Origin of the sequence: Microvirga sp. 17 mud 1-3 (assembly GCF_003151255.1) — a bacterium.
In the GTDB taxonomy this organism is placed as follows: Bacteria; Pseudomonadota; Alphaproteobacteria; order Rhizobiales; family Beijerinckiaceae; genus Microvirga.
In genome coordinates, this window is record NZ_CP029481.1 from 3,904,941 (window position 1) to 3,923,088 (window position 18,148).

Genomic DNA, 18,148 nt, shown 5'->3' on the forward strand with positions numbered 1-18,148 from the left:
CCAACTTATCGATCCCCATGGAGTGCGTCGAACTCAGCATCTTTATAGGCGCAGGCCCCTCGACAATGGAAAAGCCCCGCAACAGAGCGGGGCTTTCGAAAAGACTTTATGCGGCAAGACGGATCAATCGTGCAGATCTGAACTCTCAAAAAGGATTTCGCGTTTTCCGGCGTGGTTGGCCGGGCCGACGATGCCCTCCTTCTCCATCCGCTCCATCAGCGAGGCCGCCCGGTTGTAGCCGATCTGCAGCCGACGCTGGATATAGGATGTCGAGGCCTTCTTGTGCCGGAGCACGATGGAGACGGCCTTATCATAGAGATCCGCTGAACCGAGATTCAAATCCTCCTCTTCTGGAGTAAATGTCTCTTCGGTCTCTCCCTCTATCTCATCCTCCGCCGTCACAGCGTCGAGATAGACAGGCTGCCCCTGGCGCTTGAGGTGGGCAACGACCTTCTCGACCTCCTCGTCGGAGCAGAACGGCCCGTGCACGCGCATGATCCGCCCGCCGCCCGCCATGTACAGCATGTCGCCCTGGCCCAGAAGCTGCTCGGCCCCCATCTCGCCGAGAATCGTCCGGCTGTCGATCTTCGACGTCACCTGGAACGAGATCCGGGTCGGGAAATTCGCCTTGATCGTGCCGGTGATCACGTCCACCGACGGACGCTGGGTCGCCAGGATCACATGGATGCCGGCCGCACGCGCCATTTGGGCGAGGCGCTGGATCGCGCCTTCGATCTCCTTGCCGGCCACCATCATCAGGTCGGCCATCTCGTCGACGATCACCACGATGTAGGGCAGAGGCTCGAGGTCCATCACCTCGTCCTCGTAGACCGCTTGGCCGGTCTCGCGGTCGAAGCCGGTCTGGACCGTGCGGGTGATCACCTCGCCGCGCGCCTTGGCCTCCGAGACGCGGGCGTTGAAGCCGTCGATGTTGCGCACGCCCAGCTTCGACATCTTCTTGTAGCGGTCCTCCATCTCCCGAACCGCCCAGCGCAAGGCAATGATTGCCTTTTTCGGGTCGGTGACGACCGGGGTGAGCAGGTGCGGGATGCCGTCATAGACCGATAGTTCCAGCATCTTCGGATCGACCATGATCAGCCGGCACTGATCAGGCCTGAAACGATAGAGTAGCGATAGGATCATGGTGTTGATGGCAACCGATTTGCCCGAGCCGGTGGTGCCGGCGACCAGCAGGTGCGGCATGCGTGCGAGGTCCGCAATCACCGGCTCGCCGCCGATCGTCTTGCCGAGGCATAAGGGGAGCTTATGCTGTGAAGTCTCGAAATCCTGGGAAGCCAGGAGCTCGCGCAGGAACACCGTCTCGCGTTTGTGGTTCGGCAGCTCGATTCCGATGGCATTGCGACCGGGAATGACGGCAACACGGGCCGACGTTGCACTCATCGAACGGGCAATGTCGTCTGACAGAGCGATTACGCGAGAGGATTTCGTGCCAGGTGCGGGCTCGAGCTCATAGAGCGTCACCACCGGGCCAGGATGAACGTGAATGACGTCTCCCTTCACACCGAAATCTCGGATGATCTTCTCCAAATGCCCGGCCGTCTCTTCGAGAATGTCCTCTGTCAGGATAGGTTCCTGGCGTTCAGGCGGAAGGGCCAGATAGGATAGATCCGGAAGCTCATAACTGCCTGATGTTGGAACGAGGCGATGCTCCACTTCCTGCTCATCCGGAGCTTCAGGTGTCATATCCGGAGTTGTTGGTGCTGAGACCTCCAATTCCAGAGCAGAGACAGCCGACACAGGAGCAGGCGCAGGTCCCAGGTTCACCTGTAGTGCAGCATCCTTGACGACAGCATCCTCTCCCGCAATTTCCTTGGCCTGAGCGACGGCCGAACGCTTGCCAGCCTCTCCCTCGTGGGACAGGCCAGGATTCAGTTCATCCTTATAAAGCAGCAGGTATCCGGAATCGGCTTCCAGATCGTCGTCGCACTGGGTGGCATTGCTGGCCTCTTCGGTCACCGCGATAGTCGGCACCGCCTCGGGAGCCTTCAAGGATGCCGGAGAAGGAGTGGCTGCCAGCAACACCTCGCCAGCCTGATAATAGCTATAGGCCCATTCTGTGAAAATGACCTTAGGGGAGGAGTATAAGATCGGTGCGCTTATTTCCTCTTGTCCTTTCGGCTCTGTGGTATCTGCAACAAGTTCCGGATCAGCTTCGGTCTCTTGTACTAACGTGCCAACCTTGACTTCCGAGCGGGCGTCAAAGGATCCGCCATCCTGCGCATCCTCATCTGCCACCATCATATCGCTTGCTTCATCAGCGATGCCTTCCGACTGCGCGACTTCATCAGAGCGAGATGAGTAAGTTGCCAGCAAGTTTGCTATCTGGCGGCGCACCGCGGGCTCCTCGGATCCTCCGTCATCAGCTTTTTGGTCGACCGGTGGCTCAACCGCTTGAGGACGCGGCACAGCGGTTTGGCTCGAAGGGTCCCCTGCCCGACCATTTCTCTCACGCAGAAACTTGTCGGGTGTCCGTGTGCAAGTGGCACCAGCAACGACAAAAGCCTGCCACCAAGCCGGATGTGTTGCAGGTGCCGCGTCGGCGCTACGGCCGGCTATCGCCCCCCCTGAAACAGGTTGCCCCTGCGGCACTACTCGCGCCGATTCCCGGGCATCCGAAGGAAAGGCCCGCCTCGGCTGATGACGCCCTGAAGCCGCCGGATCGATGGATTGGGCGTTTTCGGCCTCTTGGGAGTGTTGAGGTTCAGGTCTTGCAGAGGAGAAAGGTCGGTTGGGACGCATCTGTTCTAGAGGTTTGGGAGGCTTAGAGCCTCATGGCGGGTGTGTTGGCCCCAATGTGGATCCGACAGGTAAAAAGAGGGTTAGGCCCCTTGCTTCGCCTCCTGACTTCTCAACGATGAAATCAATTTTCCCTATACGATCAAACAGTTACCCCCCCTCTCATGCCTCGTCTCGTGGTCCAGCTCCCAGGATAAGGGGCACGAATCGAGAAATGGCCGCTTTCTTATCGGCCGGGAGGAAATTACCGAGGGAGAGACTTTGACGGCGGCCCCGATTTGAGACAGAAGCAGGGCAGGTCCTGCTCCAAGGATCCAAGTTTGGAGGCTCCGCGTGGCGACAAAACACGCCATATTGGTCTTCGGCTCAATCAACTTAGATCTGGTCGCTCGAGTGGATGCTATTGCGCGCCCTGGAGAGACCGTTCTGTCTCCCCGGGCAGACAGCTTCTTTGGTGGCAAAGGCGCCAATCAGGCTGTTGCGGCAGCCCGTTCTGCACAAGGCACAGGCATCACGGTCACCATGGCCGGGGCGGTTGGGCCAGATCCATTCGGGGAAGCCTGTCTGAGTAATCTCAAGGACAACGGAGTTGATACACGCCTCGTCAAGATCGCTTCTGAACCGACCGGATGCGCTTTCATCACGGTTGATCAACGGGGCGAGAACGCCATTACGGTTGCTAGCGGCGCCAATATGGCGCTTCAGGCGGATGAACTCCGCGAATATGAGGCAGCACCCTTTGCTTTGATCGTGCTCCAGATGGAAGTCCCTTTGGAGCAGAGCCTAGCGGCAGCCCGTTGGGTGAAGGAAAGCGGCGCGAAGGTTCTGTGGAATTTAGCCCCTGCGCCGCCCGCGCAGCAGCGTGGACGGCTCGACGAGATCCTGGCTATCGTAGATTTTCTAGTCGTCAACGAACATGAAGCGCTTGCTGTTGCGGCAGCCCTAGGGCGCTCGGAGGCTGAGCAGCCTGAAGAGGCGGCGGCATTCCTCGCACGGCTCCACGATCTGACCTGCATCGTTACCATGGGAGCGAAGGGAGCCATTGCATTTGAGGGAAGCGGCTCCCGCACGTCCGTATCAGCTCCAAGAATCGCCCCTATCGACACGACAGGCGCGGGTGACACGTTCGTGGGGGTCTTGGCTACCGGCATCGCCGAAGGCTTCCCTCTTGAGTCCTCCATGGAACGGGCTACTTTTGCGGCATCCCAAGCATGCCTCATGCTGGGAGCCCAAGCAGGCATGCCTTGGCGCGGGGACCTCGAAGGATCTAGCAATAAAATCTGACGCAACGCAGGAACATTGCCTTTTCTTTCTCAGACCGAAGGCGAGACTTTTCGTTACCGCTTCTACCTTTTGCGCATTTAGGATTCGACACAGGCGTGAATTCGCGTAGTAGTGATTAAACGCTTAATCATGTCCACGGTCGAATGTGTCTTCCTTTCGCCCACGCCCCAATCTAGGCGATATCGCTGCCGCGCTTGGCGTCTCCGTCGCAACGGTTTCGAACGCATTGTCGGGGAAAGGGCGTGTGTCTGCTGACCTGATCGCGCGCATCAGGAAGAAAGCCTCTGACCTCGGATATATTCCCAGCATGACAGGGAAGGCTCTTCGTACGGGGCGAAGCGGAGTTCTCGGGCTGGTACTTCCCGACATCGCGCATCCGCTCTTTCCTCAGCTGGCCCAAGCTATTGCCCAAGCGGCCGAAGATGTGAGCTATGGGATCCTAATCGGCGATTCTCGAGGAGATATCGCGGCGCAGACCGACGCTATCAACTGGCTCATTGAGCGTGGGGCGGATGGGCTGATCGTCGTGCCGCGCCGAGGCTCTCGGATCGGCGATATAGGACGTCCGGTTGCTGTCATTGATAGCCCCTCGACGCCCGGCAACACTGTTGCGGCAGACCATTGGGGTGGAGGACGGCAGATTGCCGAGTATCTGCTGTCTCAAGGACACCGCCGCTTTGTCATCATTGCGGGCAGTTCTAACTCGAACGTACAGAACGACCGTATCGGCGGCATCCGTTCCTCCCTTCCCGACACTGTGACATCTGAGATCATTTGGGTCGAAGACATCGAGCAAAAGTCCGGAACGGGATGCGACCTTGGTCTTTCGGCCAAGGTCAGCGAGGGGTTTACAGCCTTCTGCGCCGTCTCCGACCTCCATGCCCTGCGCGCGCTAATGGAACTGCAGCGCGCAGGAATTCGGATCCCATCAGATGCCAGCGTCACCGGATTTGACGATCTGCTCTGGTCCTCTGTCCTTACACCGGCTCTCACCACCATGCGTATGGACATGAGGACTATCGCGGATATCGCCGTCGCGAGCCTTCTGAACGAAATTGAAACGATGGCACGGCCTCCACGCGACGGAGGTACGTCAAGCAATCCCACATCGTCCTGGCCTCCCGCTGAGGCTCAAAGGCCGAGTGTCCCTATGCAGCTTATCATTCGCCAGTCGAGTGGACCGGCACCGGCTGTCGAATTTCACCCCCGGAGGAACACCCTGTCATGAAAAAGATTCTTCTTGTATCAGGCGCGGCGCTCATGCTTGTCGCGTCCTCGGCTCAAGCTCAAGAGCGCAAACTCGTCATATCGGTTTACGGCTTCGCGCAGGACGCATTTAAGACGATCCTCTACGATACCTTTGAAGCCAAATGCGGCTGCAAGGTCGTCGTGGAAACCGGAAACAGTGTGGAGCGCTTAGCCAAGCTAGAGGCCAATAAGGAGAATCCGGTCATCGATATGGCTGTCGTAGCGACCCCTGACGCGCTGGCAGCGACACGCGCCAAGCTGATCGAGCCGATCGACGTCACAAAGCTTTCCAACTACGAGAAGCTTTATGACATCGCCAAAGACCCGATTGGCGGCCACATGAGCGTTGGCTACACCTTCTACGCGACATCCATTGTCTATCGCTCTGACAAGATAACGATCAATTCCTGGAACGATCTCTTCTCCAAGGAACTGGCCGGACATGTCGCCTTTCCGAACGTGACGACTAACCAAGGTCCGCCGACCCTCTACATGATCGGAAAGGCCATGGGGAAGGATACCCCCGATCTTAAGGCTCCAATCGAAAAGGTTGCTGAGCATAAGGACGACTTTGTAACTTTCTATGTGCGGTCCTCGCAGCTGACTCAACTCATGCAGCAGGAGGAGATCTGGGCCGCACCGATCGGGCGCTTTGCCTGGGAAGGTTTCGCCAAGATGGACCTTCCCATAAAATGGGCAACTCCCAAGGAAGGTCAGACTGGCGGCATGAACGTGATGGTTCTTGTCAAGGGCGCCAAGAACAAGGACCTGGCTTATCAGTTCATGGATTTCTGGCTTTCCACCGAGATCCAGACCAAGCTTGCGGAGCGGTTGATCGACAGTCCTGCAAACAAGGAGGTCAAGCTTCCTGCTGCCGTAGCAGAGAATCTGACCTACGGCGAAGATCTCGTGAAATCGCTGGACCTTCAGCCTGCAGAGGCCATCCTAGACAATCGCGAAAGCTGGCTTTCGCAATGGAACGCAAAGGTCGGTCAGTAACCTCTGGCCATAGGCGCAAGTGCACAAGGTGCATTGATGCACTCTGTGCGCTTGCGCCGCCCCTGATTATGGATTGAAAGCCCGATGTTCCAGAACCGAGCCGAGTCTCTGGCTCTCGCCCTACCTGCCGCCTTGTTCGCGGCAGTGGTTTTTATTGTACCCGTCCTAATTCTCTTATCCGAAGGACTTCGCCTAGGCGGGGACTGGTCTCTTGCGCACTATGTTTCCTTCCTCAGTACGCCGCTGAACCTCACCGTCTTCATTCGCACTCTGAAACTCGGGGCCCTCGTAACGGTTGCCGCCGCCGTGATCGGGTATGCGGCGGCCCTATGTATCGTGAATCTTTCATCCAGGAACCGAGGACGTATGGTCGGACTGATCGTCCTGCCACTCATGATCTCCCCGGTGGCACGGACTTATGCCTGGATCGTCATCCTTGGACGAACAGGCATTGTAAACCAAGCCCTTACCTCAATTGGCCTGACGGATGCGCCTCTACGTATCCTTTTTTCTGAAACCGCCATTTTCATCGGCTTGCTGCAGCTCTTCCTGCCTTTGATGATCATCTCACTTGTCAGTGCGCTGGAAAATATGCCGAGAGATGCGATTTCGGCAGCGCGTGTGCTCGGCGCAAACTGGCTCCAGGTCTTCTGGAAGGTGATCCTCCCACTCACTAAGGAGGGCCTCGTCATCGGCGGAACGCTCGTGTTCACTGGCTCTCTGACCGCCTATATCACTCCCGCTATCCTCGGTGGATCGAAGGTCCTGATGTTGGAGACGCTGCTTTACCAGCGTGTCACGATCGCAAACGACTTCGCATCTGCCAGCGTCATTGCCATGATCCTGATCGTCATGAGTTTCTCCGCGAACCTGCTCCTGAAACGTCTTGCAACCGCGAGGGCCAAGCGATGACGTCCCGCTTCGTCTCGTCGGCGATCCTGACCGCCGTCATCACCTTCCTGATTGGTCCCTTTTTCATTATTGTCGCAGCATCCCTTTCGGCCGGCGACACACTTGCCTTTCCACCCAGGGGGATCTCTCTCAAGTGGGTGCTAAAGGTCTTCCAGATTGAGAGCTTCCAATCGAGCTTTCTCATGTCGATGGGGCTCGCCATCTTCGGGACCCTGACGGCGCTCGCGATCGGAACGCCAGTCTCATATGCTCTTGCCCGCTATAAGCTCCCCTTTGGAGAAACCATACGGACTGCCGTTTCCGCGCCGATCATCGTCCCTGGGATCATCGTCGGGCTTGCCCTCCTGCGCTATCTCGTAATCCCGTTTGGCTTCAATCTTACCCTGGCCCTGTTCCTGGCCCATACGGCTCTCGTTCTGCCTTATGCCGTACGTGTCGTTTCAGCCAGCATGAACAATCTGCGAAGCGACATTGAGGAAGCTGCTGTTCTGCTAGGCTGCACACGGTTTGGGGCTTTCGTCAGGACGGTCCTTCCGAATATTCGCGGCGGTATCCTCGCTGCCTTCATCCTCGGCTTCGTCACAAGTTTTAATCAGGTTCCCGTGTCGCTATTCCTTTCGGGGCCGGGTGTCCGCACGCTCCCAGTCGACATGCTGGCATACCTGGAGACGACTTACGATCCATCCGTTGCTGCTCTTTCGGCTCTTCTGGCCTTCATGTCGATTGGAATCGTCTTCCTGGCCGAACGCTTCCTAGGATTTTCTCGCTATGTCTGATGCGTCCTTTTTGTCTCTTGAGCGGCTGACCCTCGCCTATGGCGATACGACAGCCGTTAAGGATCTCAACCTTCAGATCGGTCGCGGCGAGCTCATCGCACTTCTTGGTCCTTCGGGTTGCGGAAAGACAACCACGATGCGCTCCATTGCAGGCCTCTTGAAACCAAAAGCCGGAGCCATTCGGCTGGATGGCAACGACATCACACGCGTCGCCGCCAACAAGCGCGCCGTTGGACTTGTGTTTCAGTCCTATGCTCTTTTCCCTCACCTGACGGTCTTTGAGAATGTCGCGTTCGGTTTGCGCCTGAAGAGAATTCCTAAGTCGGATCTGGAAAACCGCGTGCAAAATGGGCTGCAATCTGTCGGCCTGGGTCGGTTCGCCGAGCGCAGACCTGCGGAACTCTCAGGCGGCCAGCAGCAACGTGTCGCTCTGGCGCGCTCGATGGTCATGGAACCGAAGGTTCTGCTCTTAGACGAACCTCTCTCGAATCTCGACGCTCGGCTGCGCCTTGAAATGCGAGCCGAGTTGCAACGGGTGCAGAAAGAGAGCGGCATCACGATGATCTTCGTCACGCATGACCAGGGCGAAGCCCTGGCGCTGGCCGATCGGATCGTCGTTATGCTGGATGGGCGCATCGAGCAAATTGGCACACCGGAGCAGATATACAACACACCTGTCTCGGCCTTCGTCGCCGACTTCGTCGGCTTCGAGAACGTCTTCGCTGTCGAAGACGGAAAGCTGAAGACATCTCAGGGCCCCATCGCACCGTCAAAGAACGTCCCTTCGGATGTAGCAGGGCTTGCTTGGCGCCCGACAGCAGTCACGCTTGGTAAGGGTACCTATAATGGTACAGTGCGCGGAACATCTTTCGCCGGGAGAACCCGAGAATATCTTCTCGATACACCTCTCGGCGCCATCAAGGCAGAAGTCGATGCCGGCATGCCTCCCTACGAAATTGGAGAATCCATTCCTTTCGATCTTCCGCTTGAGAACGCCGCTCACCTGACGCGTTATTGAGGAGACACTTGATGGGCGTTTGGATCGATACGGATATGGGCTTCGACGATATTCTGGCGATCTCTATTGTCAGACAGTCGAGCCTCCCGATCGACGGCATCTCCCTTGTCTTCGGAAATGCACCACTCGTGATCGTGAAGGATAATGCTGCCCGAGCCGCACAAGCTCTTGGATGGGAGTATCCCATCCATAGCGGGCGCGCACAGTCCGTCCTTGGCTTATGCGAAACCGCTCAGAGTATTCTGGGAGATAGTGGGATTCCCACAGTCGGACGAGAGTTCGCTTCCGCGAGAGCCCTGCCGGAGAGTAACGCGTTTTTGGCTCTGGTCCGATGGCTTGAAGGCAAGGGGGACGATGAGCGACGGATTTTGGCGCTCGGTCCCCTTACCAACATTGCAGCCCTTGCGTTGGCGCGCCCTGATCTCGCAGCGAGGATCGACGATCTTGTCTGGATGGGGGGTGGCATTACGGCCGGCAACCACACGCCATCTGCCGAGTTCAATGCCTATGCTGACCCTGAAGCTCTCGCCATCGTTCTGGCGAGCAGGATTCCATTTCGAATGGTCGATCTTGACGTTTGCCGTAAAGTTTTGGTTGACCCATCTGCTGTTCCTCCGATCAGAGGCGAAGGCGGAGCAAATGCATTAGCCCTAGCCGACATGCTTGAGGGCTTCATCAATATCGCGATCCAGCGTCACCGGCCTGCGATGGCGCTCTATGATCCTATTGCGGCAATCGCCTTTACCAGGCCCGATATCGTTCGCTTCAAGGCTGCGCGAATCGAGGTTGAGCTTGGCGGAATTCATACCCGCGGGCGCACGGTAGTCGATAGTCGCCATGGGGCAGCCTACAATGCTCAGATTGCGAATGAGATCAATGCCGACATGGCGCGCAATCTCGCTCTTACGGCGTTGCAACGGGAGGCAGGACGATGACAGTTGGATCGAATGAACCAAACGATCTCCATGACCGCATCCTGCGAGATCGAGCTGTCGCGGCTGCACGAGGCGATCTTCCGTTTGACCTGCTGATTCATGGCGGCACTCTCGTCGATATGGTCACCGGCGAGCACCGCCGGACTGACGTCGGCATCGTTGGACCGCTGATCGCGAGCGTGCACGAACCCGATACATTGTCGGAGGCTGTCGAGAGGATCGATGCGACGGGCACCTTCATCGTGCCAGGTCTCATCGACACTCATATGCACATTGAAAGCTCGATGGTCACCCCGAGCGCCTATGCTCGGACGGTCCTTCCCAGGGGCGTCACGACCATCGTCTGGGACCCGCACGAATTCGGGAATGTGAGTGGGCTCGATGGGGTGCGCTGGGCTATCGAAGCGTCTCAAGGCTTGCCACTGCGTGTGATTCCCCTAGCACCATCCTGCGTTCCGTCGGCTCCCGGATTGGAACTTGCCGGTGCCGACTTTGGACCGCGTGAACTGGAGGAAATGCTCGCCTGGCCCGAGATTGGCGGCGTTGCTGAAGTTATGAATATGCGCGGTGTCATCGACCGCGACCCTCGCATGACTGGCATCGTTCAGGCAGGTCTCAACTCAGGAAAGCTCATCTGTGGCCATGCCCGTGGGCTTGCGGGGACAGATCTGAATGCTTTTCAGGCTGCAGGCATCATTTCCGACCATGAGCTGATATCTGCAGAGGATCTGATGGCGAAGATCCGGGCTGGACTCACGATTGAGCTCCGCGGGTCACATGACCATCTGCTTCCGGAATTCGTCGCGGCTCTCAATAAGCTCGGGCACCTTCCCCAAACCGTGACGCTGTGCACGGACGATGTCTTCCCGGATGACCTGCACGAGAACGGCGGCCTCGACGATGTTGTCCGCCGGCTCGTCGCTTATGGCCTACAGCCCGAATGGGCCCTCCGGGCTGCAACTTTAAACGCTGCCCAGCATCTCGGGCGGAGGGACCTAGGTCTTGTCGCTGCAGGACGCCGGGCCGATCTGGTTCTTTTTGAGGACCTGAACGGTTTCAAGGCACGCCACGTTCTGACAAATGGACGTCACGTCGCATCCAAGGGCGTGATGAAGGTGGAGGTTCCGGCATATCCTGCGAAAAGCCTTCACGGGACGGTGAAGCTACAGCCGCTGACGGAACGGGACTTCAGAATTCCGGCTCAAGGCCATAAAGCCCGTGTTGCAACCATCGACCGCCCACGCTTTACGCGCTGGGGCGAGATCGTCGCTGAGATCCAGGATGGATTCGTTAGTCCGCCTGAAGGTACGGCTTATATCGCCGTGGCTCACCGCCACGGGCGCAAGCCTGGTCTGCCGCGCGTGGGTCTCCTCACAGGTTGGGGGAAATGGACCGGTGCATTCTGCACGACCGTATCCCACGACAGCCACAACCTGACCGTCTTCGGAGGAAATCCACGGGACATGAGCATTGCGGCCAACGCGGTGATTGCGGCAGGCGGCGGGATGGCTGTCGCATCCGAGGGCAAGCTTGATGCGCTCCTTCCGCTACCTCTCGCAGGCTTGGTCTCGGACGCCGAAATGGCCCACGTCGCAGAAAGCTTCAAGGACATCCGCTCGGCAGTTGGGCGCATCGCGACCTGGCAGCCGCCCTACTTGGTCTTTAAGGCCTGTTTCGGCGCTACGCTGGCATGCAATGCAGGCCCCCACCAGACCGATTGTGGCATCGCGGATGTGCTGGAGGGCGGAGTTCGCGAAACGCCGATCCTGGAGATTCTCGCCTGAGCCTCAATCGGCTAGTTCCTGTTCGACGAGGGTGATCCAAAAGGCCACTCCGGTGGGAATGGCTTCGTCGTTGAAGTCATAGGCTGTGTTGTGATGGAGCGCCCCATCAATGGCCGGGCCGTTACCAAGCCACACATAGGCACCTGGAACGGAGCCAGCGAAAAAGGCAAAGTCGTCACCCGCGGTCGATGGCGGAAAGCTTGTCACGACCTTCTCGCCGCAGACGGCTCGCGCTGCGCGGAGCGCTCTTGCCGCGGCATCCGCATCATTCACGACGGGCGGAATGCGGCGACGAAACTCATAAGAGGCCGAAATGTCGAACATCGCCGCGACACCATGCGCCAGACGCTCGATCTCCTTTTCGAGCTGGGTGCGAACCTCAGCCGAATAGGCCCTTGCCGTCCCACCGATTTCAACCAGATCCGGAATGACATTGAGCGCTTGAGGATCGCCAGCGCGTATTGAACAGGCACTGACGACGGCAGGCTGCAGAGGATCGACCACGCGGCCGACGATCGTCTGCAGGGAAGCGATAAAGTAGCCGCCCGCGGTGATCGGGTCCTTTCCCAGATGAGGCTTTGCTCCGTGCGTGCCTACGCCTTTAAAAGTCACGAGCCAGCTGTCCGAGGAGGCAAGTTGTGGCCCGGCAACGACGGCCATTTCGTCCGTCGAAAGACCAGGCATGTTGTGAAGCCCGTAGACGGCATCGCAAGGGAAAAGATCGAAGAAACCGTCCCCGATCATCTTCCGGGCACCTCCCCTACCCTCCTCCGCAGGCTGAAAGATGAAGTGAACGGTCCCTGAGAAACGGCGGGTTCGGGCGAGATAACGTGCGGCACCGAGCAGCAGCGTCGTATGGCCGTCGTGTCCACAGGCATGCATCTTCCCCGGATGCCTGGACTTGTAGGGACGGTCGGCGGTTTCAGGCATCGCGAGCGCATCCATGTCCGCACGCAGGCCGATCGTCCGTGAACCATTGCCGACGCGAAGGGTCCCCACGACTCCGGTTCCACCTAGGCCCCTGTGAACCTCCACTCCCGCCTCAGAAAGGATCGACGCCACGATCTCGCTCGTGCGAACTTCTTCGAAGCCTAGTTCCGGATAAGCATGCAGATCACGGCGCAGCTCGCGCAGAAACGCCACGTCGTCGAGAAAAGCGTCTTCCAGCACCATTACCATATCACCTCTTGGAACCGGTTATTTAGGCGATCCCAAAGCCAAGCCGCAAGCATAAGCAGCCTCGCCCTGTCGGAGGCAAACAATTCTGGCGAAAGTCCTGCAGGTTCGCTATAGGCGCTCGGAAGATAGCAATGCTTGTAGAGATAAGGCTGATGCGTCCTCACGAATTCTGGCAGGAAATTCATCCTCCGGCGACCTTCCAGAAGCATCCCGCAGAAGGTCATCGAGAATTCTTCCCTGCAGAATTTGAAGATGGAAGACAGCTGCGCCTGCCGATCCGAGAGCTCTCCGATGGGAGGCACGCTCTTGCATCACTAATCATCAATCAGGCGAGCTTTGATGTCGAGGATACGCTTTCCGCGGCCCTCGCGCTGAGAACCCAGCCTTTTGAGCCTGAAATAGTCGTCGGGCTGCCTACACTCGGCCTCACAGTCGCGCGGGGCGTCGCCCGACATCTGGGCCATTCCCGGTACGTGCCGCTCGGAACATCTCGAAAATTCTGGTATCGGGACGACCTTTCCGTACCGCTAAGTTCGATTACCAGCCCCAGCCAGAGCAAAAGCCTTTATCTTGATCCGCGAATGATGCCGCTCATCGAGAACAAGCGCGTTCTCCTTGTGGATGACGTGATCAGCAGTGGCACTTCGATCTCCGCAGCGCTCCACCTTCTATCGAACTGCGGCGTTGCACCCGTCGTCATAGGAGCCGCCATGCTGCAGACAGATCGCTGGCAGGCGAAACTGGCAGAGCTCGATCCAAGCTGGCCCGAGCGGGTTGTTGGGGTCCTGAAAACTCCTCTACTTCAACGGATGCCCGGCAATGGCTGGTTGGAGGCAACACCGGAAAGAGAAGCCAGGGAAAGCTGAAGGCTTTAAGTCCACCTTGTTCGAGCACGAAAGCACGGATCGCAACAACAGAACGTCATTCTGATTTTTTTTTGGCCGTCAAGCTTCGGTAATGGGAACTCGGGGTGGCCTCTCTGCATATCAAGGGCGGCATTAAAGCTGCGGGGATGGGGTTGGAGGACTCTGTTCGCGCATATCGGAGACGAGCGATGATGAAGTCGGCTCTCCTTGTCGGTTCCGCCTGCCTCGCGGTCACCCTCAGTGTTGCTCAGGAAGCCCAGGCCCAACCTCGCTTCCACGGTGGATATCACCCTGGCGGCTTCGCCCGCGGAGGCTGGGGTGGCTGGAGAGGTGGATACTATCGTGGATATGGCTATCGCTATGGTGGCTGGGGCGGCGGTGGCGCTCTGGCCGCTGGCCTGATCGGCGGCGCCATTTTAGGAAGCATAGCCTCTGCGGCGGCCGCCCCGGCCTACTACAATTACCCATATACTTACGGCGGCTACCCGTATGGCAATACCTACTACGGCGTCGGTTATTCCTATCCGGCCTACGGTTATGGTTACGCACCTTATGCGTATAGCTATCCAGCCTATGCCTATCCGGGTTATTCGTACCGCTACGCTTATCCGGTAGCACGTTATTACGGCCGTCCTTATTATCGGACCTATCCCGCTTACCGAGTTCGAACAGTTTATCGGGCGCGCCCAGTCTACCGGGTTGCTCGGCCGCTTCCGGTCGTTCGGACAGTCGGCTCAGTCCGTGTAGCGCACCCAGTCGCCGTGCGGCATTCCGTTCGGGTTCGTGCCCGATAGAATTGCCATCGGTGGCCCTCAGAGCTTGCCCTTGCCCGAGAGCGCACTTCTAATGCGGAAGAGCGCTCTCGACGCTTAAGGCGATTTCGAAAAGCCGCCTGTCCTGGTCATGGCGTGCAACGAGCATCAGACCGACAGGAAGCGGCACATCAGGAATTGGAAGGGAGATTGCTGTCAGGTCGAACTGATTGATGGGCGTCGTATTCCGCAGGACAAGCGTATCTGTCTTATTGTAGAGCTTCTCGTCGGCGATAAGCGGAGCCATAAGTGGGGCCACAATAGGAATTGTCGGCAAGGCCACTACGTCGAACGGCGCCAACCTTCGGTCCATGGCTCTCGTGAGCTCATCGCGCTTGCGCATCATGCGAATGTAATCTGCAGCCGTCGTAGCGAGCCTCAGAGCGATCCACTTCTGCACACGTGGATCGATTTCAGCGGCTCGCGTTTCGATCCAGTCTGAATGAATAGCTGCCGCCTCTACCGAGGCAATGGATGCGCGCGACGTCGCCTCTCGCATCTGCTCCAGGAGATCCTCTAAGTCACAATCACTGACCCGAGCCCCTAAGGCTGACAACCGCCGCAGACTCGCCTCGAAGGCGTCAGCAACCAGTGCCTCTGTCTGAGAGAAAAGGCGCCCCCGCGGTACACCAACACGGAGTCCCGAAAGAGGATAAGGGGTCGACACCAGCGCCCCATATCCTGCCATGACGGCGTCCGCAGCGATGCAATCGGCGACGCTCCGCCCCAAGGGCCCGAGGGAATCGAGACTGTATGAAAGCGGAAAGGCCCCTTTCAGCGAAATTCTGTGCGCTGTCGGCTTGAACCCAACGACGCCATTGAAAGCTGCGGGAATCCGGACGGAGCCGCCCGTGTCGCTGCCGATGGAGATGTCGCTTGTCCCCTCCGCAACCGCAACGCCGGCTCCCGATGACGAACCGCCCGGAATACGCTTCGGATCGATCGCATTGCCGGGGGTCCCGAAATGCGGATTAAGCCCGATGCCCGAGAACGCGAATTCGACCATGTTGGTCTTGCCGATGATGACGGCACCAGCTTGACGCAGGCGCCGCACGACGTCGGCATCCTCTCCAGCGGGAACGCGATCCCGAAAAATCCGGGACCCTGCCAGGGTCGGTTCACCTTTGACGTCGAGCAGGTCCTTAACCGAAACCAGAGCACCATCCAGGGGCCCCAATGTTACGCCTGCACGCCTTCGCTCATCGGCCGCATCGGCGGCCGCACGGGCGGCCGCCCAATAGACTTTCGGATAGACACGCTCATCGGAGGCGCGCTTTTCCAGCCGCTCGAATACCTCTTCAAGCCGATCACGCACGCTCATCATGACAATCAACCGATCCTGGGCACGGGCTTTTCCTTCGTCGGAGAAAGCGCTCGTTCATTCAAGCCCTGGGCTTTGCTTATTCCACTGATTTTGGCCCTTCCCTTCTCTCGCGTTGCCCTGGGCACCTAACTGCTTGGTCTCAACCCGGCCAGCGCATTAGCGCTTCAGTGCGGCGGTTGCGCCTCCGCTCTAAGGGTGTCGCAATAATTTCGTTCGACTGACGCGCTCTCTCCAACTCCTCTACGAGCCGGTGCGCAACAATGCTTTCCTGCCCTGGGTGAAGGTTGCAAGGATCCATGTAAAAGAAACCGTGCTCGATCTCATGGTCGCGGACAATGATTGGTGTTGGGCCCGAGGCCAGGGCATCGGCAAGGTCCCACGCCGTGATGTGCGCCTCGTGAGGCTCTACGGAAACCTTGAGACGGTCGAGGGGATTGTGGGTCGGGTCAGGCTCGACCACGGCCTTCACGCCTGGGCGTCCGTTCAACGCATCCATCCACAATTTCAGATAGCCGCTTTCCCGCTCGCGGATTGCCTGATGATCCCGCGTCTCCCACGCCTCAAGGGCCGCGATGGTCCCGGCCATACCTTCCTTTCCGATCTTCATGCCGCGGCCGATCCCGTAATTCTGGAGATAAGCCGCACGGACAAGATCAGTCTTGCCGGCCACAATACCGCCTGTCGGACCGCCCAGGAATTTATGAGACGAGTAGAGCGCAATATCCGCTCCCGTCGCCAGGAATCCCTTGAGATCATATTCGGAAGCCGCATCGACGATGACCGGAACACCGCGAGCGTGGCATACGGCAACGAACTCATCGAGCGGGATGAGGCCGTACTGCACCGTGTGATGCGACACTACGTAAACCGCCGCTGCCGTTCTGTCGGTGATCGCCCCGTCAAGCTGATAGGCCCGAGCGGACGTTGCCTGTCCGACAGGGACCACCTTGGCGCCGGCAAGTCGAATGCCTTGCTCCACCGGCGCACCGTAGCTCACCATGTGCCCCGTCTGAATCAGAACCTCGTCCTTGAGCCCTGCCGCGTCCGGGAGCCGTTCGATTGCGGCAAGGTCCGAGCCCGTCATAGCTCCCGCCACAGCCAGTGTGATTCCGGCCGAACAAGAGGCGGTCACGAAACCGGCTTCGGTACCGCAGAGCCTGGCAATCACCTGACTCGCCTTCTTCTGTAGATCGTCGATCTCCACGAATTGCGGGAGAATGGCCGAGATGGCGGCAACCGCTTCGGGAACCACGATGGATGCCCCCAGGGACGTCATGGTCCCAGAAACGTTGACGATAGGGCGAAGGCCGAGCGCGTGGCGGATATCCTGTCGGTCCATGGTGGTTTCCTTTGTTAAGAAAAACGCTGACGTGTGTATTCCACTATTCGGGAAGATACTTTATTGTACCGCAATCACATGTGACGAACGATGCCTGGAGACATGACTTTGGACGCTCAAACACCAGCTGGCTTGCCCGCCTCGGGCCGTACGAAGCCGGCAAGAGGAGCGCGCGTCAGCGGCATCGACCGGGCGATCCAGATCCTCGACTATCTTCGGCATACCGAATGTCCGACCAGTGCCTATGCCATCGCCAAGGCCGTCAAGGCTCCACTCTCGACGGTCTATGCGATCATCGATGATCTCGTCGACAAGCACCTTCTTCAGCGTAAGGGTGACGGCAGCCTCTGGCTCGGGCCGCGCCTTTACCATTACGGTCTTGCCTATGCGCGATCCCTCGACTTCCTCGACGTCGCGACCCATGAGATGCAGGAGCTCTGCCGGGCTGTGGAGGAAACCGTTCAGGTATGCGGCCGCGACGACGACCATATGGTCGTCATGGCCATGGCCGACGGGCCTGGCCATTTTCGCGTGATCTCCCGCGTCGGGACCCGGGTTCCCTTGAACTGGACGGCCTCGGGCCGTCTGCTTGCAGGGCATTTGTCGGACGATGAACGCCTTGCTCTCTTCCGGCAGGCAGCCCGCAACTCTCCTACGGGACATGCAGAGACCAACCCTGCGGCGCTGTCCGACGCCTCCGCAGCTGCCTTGAAAGAGCGCCTGTCGATCCAGATCAGCGAGTCTGATTTTTCCGTCGCTTGCGTCGCATCGCCGATTTGCGATCCTTCCGGCGCTTGCGTTGCAACCATGTCGATCGTCCTGCCGGAGCATAAGGTCGTCCAGGCGCGCGCGCGCTACGCAGACGCCGTCCAGGCAGCCGCCGCGCGAGTCGAGACGATCCTGGGTTGGCGCTGA

The 18,148-nt window shown here is 58.7% G+C and carries 15 protein-coding genes; 11 read left to right on the forward strand and 4 right to left on the reverse strand.

Annotation, left to right across the window (positions count from 1 at the left end; genetic code table 11):
- Positions 1-123: 123 nt before the first annotated feature.
- Positions 124-2,760, reverse strand: a complete 2,637-nt coding sequence (locus C4E04_RS18365; protein WP_371682011.1) for a DNA translocase FtsK — start codon at positions 2,758-2,760, stop codon at positions 124-126.
- Between the two features lie 330 nt (positions 2,761-3,090).
- On the opposite strand from C4E04_RS18365, the gene C4E04_RS18370 reads away from it, so the two are divergent.
- The 8 genes from C4E04_RS18370 to C4E04_RS18405 all read left to right on the forward strand — a co-directional run bounded on the left by C4E04_RS18370 (position 3,091) and on the right by C4E04_RS18405 (position 11,713).
- A complete protein-coding gene (locus tag C4E04_RS18370) occupies positions 3,091-4,041 on the forward strand; it encodes a ribokinase (protein WP_245416157.1) in 951 nt (316 codons plus the stop codon).
- A 145-nt stretch (positions 4,042-4,186) separates the two neighbouring features.
- Positions 4,187-5,269: a LacI family DNA-binding transcriptional regulator gene (locus C4E04_RS18375; protein ID WP_109599758.1), complete on the forward strand. Its 1,083-nt coding sequence runs from the start codon at positions 4,187-4,189 to the stop codon at positions 5,267-5,269.
- A complete protein-coding gene (locus tag C4E04_RS18380; protein ID WP_109599761.1) occupies positions 5,266-6,288 on the forward strand; it encodes a PotD/PotF family extracellular solute-binding protein in 1,023 nt (340 codons plus the stop codon). The genes C4E04_RS18375 and C4E04_RS18380 overlap by 4 nt, the downstream gene beginning before the upstream one ends.
- An 84-nt stretch (positions 6,289-6,372) precedes the next feature.
- The gene (locus tag C4E04_RS18385; RefSeq protein ID WP_109599763.1) at positions 6,373-7,200 is read left to right on the forward strand and encodes an ABC transporter permease; all 828 of its coding nucleotides are present in this window, start codon (positions 6,373-6,375) and stop codon (positions 7,198-7,200) included.
- Positions 7,197-7,976, forward strand: coding sequence for an ABC transporter permease (locus tag C4E04_RS18390; protein WP_109599765.1), 780 nt, complete (start codon positions 7,197-7,199; stop codon positions 7,974-7,976). Before C4E04_RS18385 ends, C4E04_RS18390 begins: the two co-directional genes overlap by 4 nt.
- Positions 7,969-8,994 carry an ABC transporter ATP-binding protein gene (locus C4E04_RS18395; RefSeq protein ID WP_109599767.1) on the forward strand — a complete coding sequence of 342 codons (1,026 nt, stop codon included), beginning with the start codon at positions 7,969-7,971 and terminating at the stop codon, positions 8,992-8,994. The genes C4E04_RS18390 and C4E04_RS18395 overlap by 8 nt, the downstream gene beginning before the upstream one ends.
- 11 nt (positions 8,995-9,005) lie before the next feature.
- Complete coding sequence (locus C4E04_RS18400; RefSeq protein WP_109599769.1) at positions 9,006-9,929, forward strand: nucleoside hydrolase; 924 nt, start codon at positions 9,006-9,008, stop codon at positions 9,927-9,929.
- Positions 9,926-11,713: an adenine deaminase gene (locus C4E04_RS18405; RefSeq protein ID WP_109599771.1), complete on the forward strand. Its 1,788-nt coding sequence runs from the start codon at positions 9,926-9,928 to the stop codon at positions 11,711-11,713. The genes C4E04_RS18400 and C4E04_RS18405 overlap by 4 nt, the downstream gene beginning before the upstream one ends.
- A 3-nt stretch (positions 11,714-11,716) precedes the next feature.
- Here C4E04_RS18405 and C4E04_RS18410 read toward each other — a convergent pair whose 3' ends face one another.
- On the reverse strand, positions 11,717-12,886 hold the full coding sequence (locus C4E04_RS18410; protein ID WP_162559511.1) for a M20 aminoacylase family protein: 1,170 nt from the start codon (positions 12,884-12,886) through the stop codon (positions 11,717-11,719).
- Between the two features lie 158 nt (positions 12,887-13,044).
- Here C4E04_RS18410 and C4E04_RS18415 point away from each other — a divergent pair, with 158 nt between their 5' ends.
- Both C4E04_RS18415 and C4E04_RS18420 read left to right on the forward strand, forming a co-directional pair.
- The gene (locus C4E04_RS18415) at positions 13,045-13,758 is read left to right on the forward strand and encodes a phosphoribosyltransferase (RefSeq protein ID WP_109601286.1); all 714 of its coding nucleotides are present in this window, start codon (positions 13,045-13,047) and stop codon (positions 13,756-13,758) included.
- A 191-nt stretch (positions 13,759-13,949) separates the two neighbouring features.
- Complete coding sequence (locus C4E04_RS18420) at positions 13,950-14,552, forward strand: hypothetical protein (protein ID WP_210204584.1); 603 nt, start codon at positions 13,950-13,952, stop codon at positions 14,550-14,552.
- Between the two features lie 49 nt (positions 14,553-14,601).
- Here C4E04_RS18420 and C4E04_RS18425 read toward each other — a convergent pair whose 3' ends face one another.
- Together C4E04_RS18425 and C4E04_RS18430 are read right to left on the reverse strand one after the other, a co-directional pair.
- On the reverse strand, positions 14,602-15,894 hold the full coding sequence (locus tag C4E04_RS18425) for an amidase (protein ID WP_109599775.1): 1,293 nt from the start codon (positions 15,892-15,894) through the stop codon (positions 14,602-14,604).
- Between the two features lie 139 nt (positions 15,895-16,033).
- Positions 16,034-17,233, reverse strand: coding sequence for an aminotransferase class V-fold PLP-dependent enzyme (locus C4E04_RS18430; RefSeq protein ID WP_109599777.1), 1,200 nt, complete (start codon positions 17,231-17,233; stop codon positions 16,034-16,036).
- 102 nt (positions 17,234-17,335) lie between these two features.
- On the opposite strand from C4E04_RS18430, the gene C4E04_RS18435 reads away from it, so the two are divergent.
- Positions 17,336-18,148 carry an IclR family transcriptional regulator gene (locus C4E04_RS18435; protein ID WP_109599779.1) on the forward strand — a complete coding sequence of 271 codons (813 nt, stop codon included), beginning with the start codon at positions 17,336-17,338 and terminating at the stop codon, positions 18,146-18,148.

Bases quoted from the DNA above. Each gene is read 5' to 3' on its own strand.
- C4E04_RS18365 (WP_371682011.1), bottom strand. From the start codon at position 2,760: ATGCGTCCCAACCGACCTTTCTCCTCTGCAAGACCTGAACCTCAACAC.
- C4E04_RS18380 (WP_109599761.1), top strand. From the start codon at position 5,266: ATGAAAAAGATTCTTCTTGTATCAGGCGCGGCGCTCATGCTTGTCGCG.
- C4E04_RS18385 (WP_109599763.1), top strand. From the start codon at position 6,373: ATGTTCCAGAACCGAGCCGAGTCTCTGGCTCTCGCCCTACCTGCCGCC.
- C4E04_RS18390 (WP_109599765.1), top strand. From the start codon at position 7,197: ATGACGTCCCGCTTCGTCTCGTCGGCGATCCTGACCGCCGTCATCACC.
- C4E04_RS18395 (WP_109599767.1), top strand. From the start codon at position 7,969: ATGTCTGATGCGTCCTTTTTGTCTCTTGAGCGGCTGACCCTCGCCTAT.
- C4E04_RS18400 (WP_109599769.1), top strand. From the start codon at position 9,006: ATGGGCGTTTGGATCGATACGGATATGGGCTTCGACGATATTCTGGCG.
- C4E04_RS18405 (WP_109599771.1), top strand. From the start codon at position 9,926: ATGACAGTTGGATCGAATGAACCAAACGATCTCCATGACCGCATCCTG.
- C4E04_RS18410 (WP_162559511.1), bottom strand. From the start codon at position 12,886: ATGGTGCTGGAAGACGCTTTTCTCGACGACGTGGCGTTTCTGCGCGAG.
- C4E04_RS18415 (WP_109601286.1), top strand. From the start codon at position 13,045: ATGCGTCCTCACGAATTCTGGCAGGAAATTCATCCTCCGGCGACCTTC.
- C4E04_RS18420 (WP_210204584.1), top strand. From the start codon at position 13,950: ATGAAGTCGGCTCTCCTTGTCGGTTCCGCCTGCCTCGCGGTCACCCTC.
- C4E04_RS18425 (WP_109599775.1), bottom strand. From the start codon at position 15,894: ATGATGAGCGTGCGTGATCGGCTTGAAGAGGTATTCGAGCGGCTGGAA.
- C4E04_RS18430 (WP_109599777.1), bottom strand. From the start codon at position 17,233: ATGGACCGACAGGATATCCGCCACGCGCTCGGCCTTCGCCCTATCGTC.
- C4E04_RS18435 (WP_109599779.1), top strand. From the start codon at position 17,336: ATGACTTTGGACGCTCAAACACCAGCTGGCTTGCCCGCCTCGGGCCGT.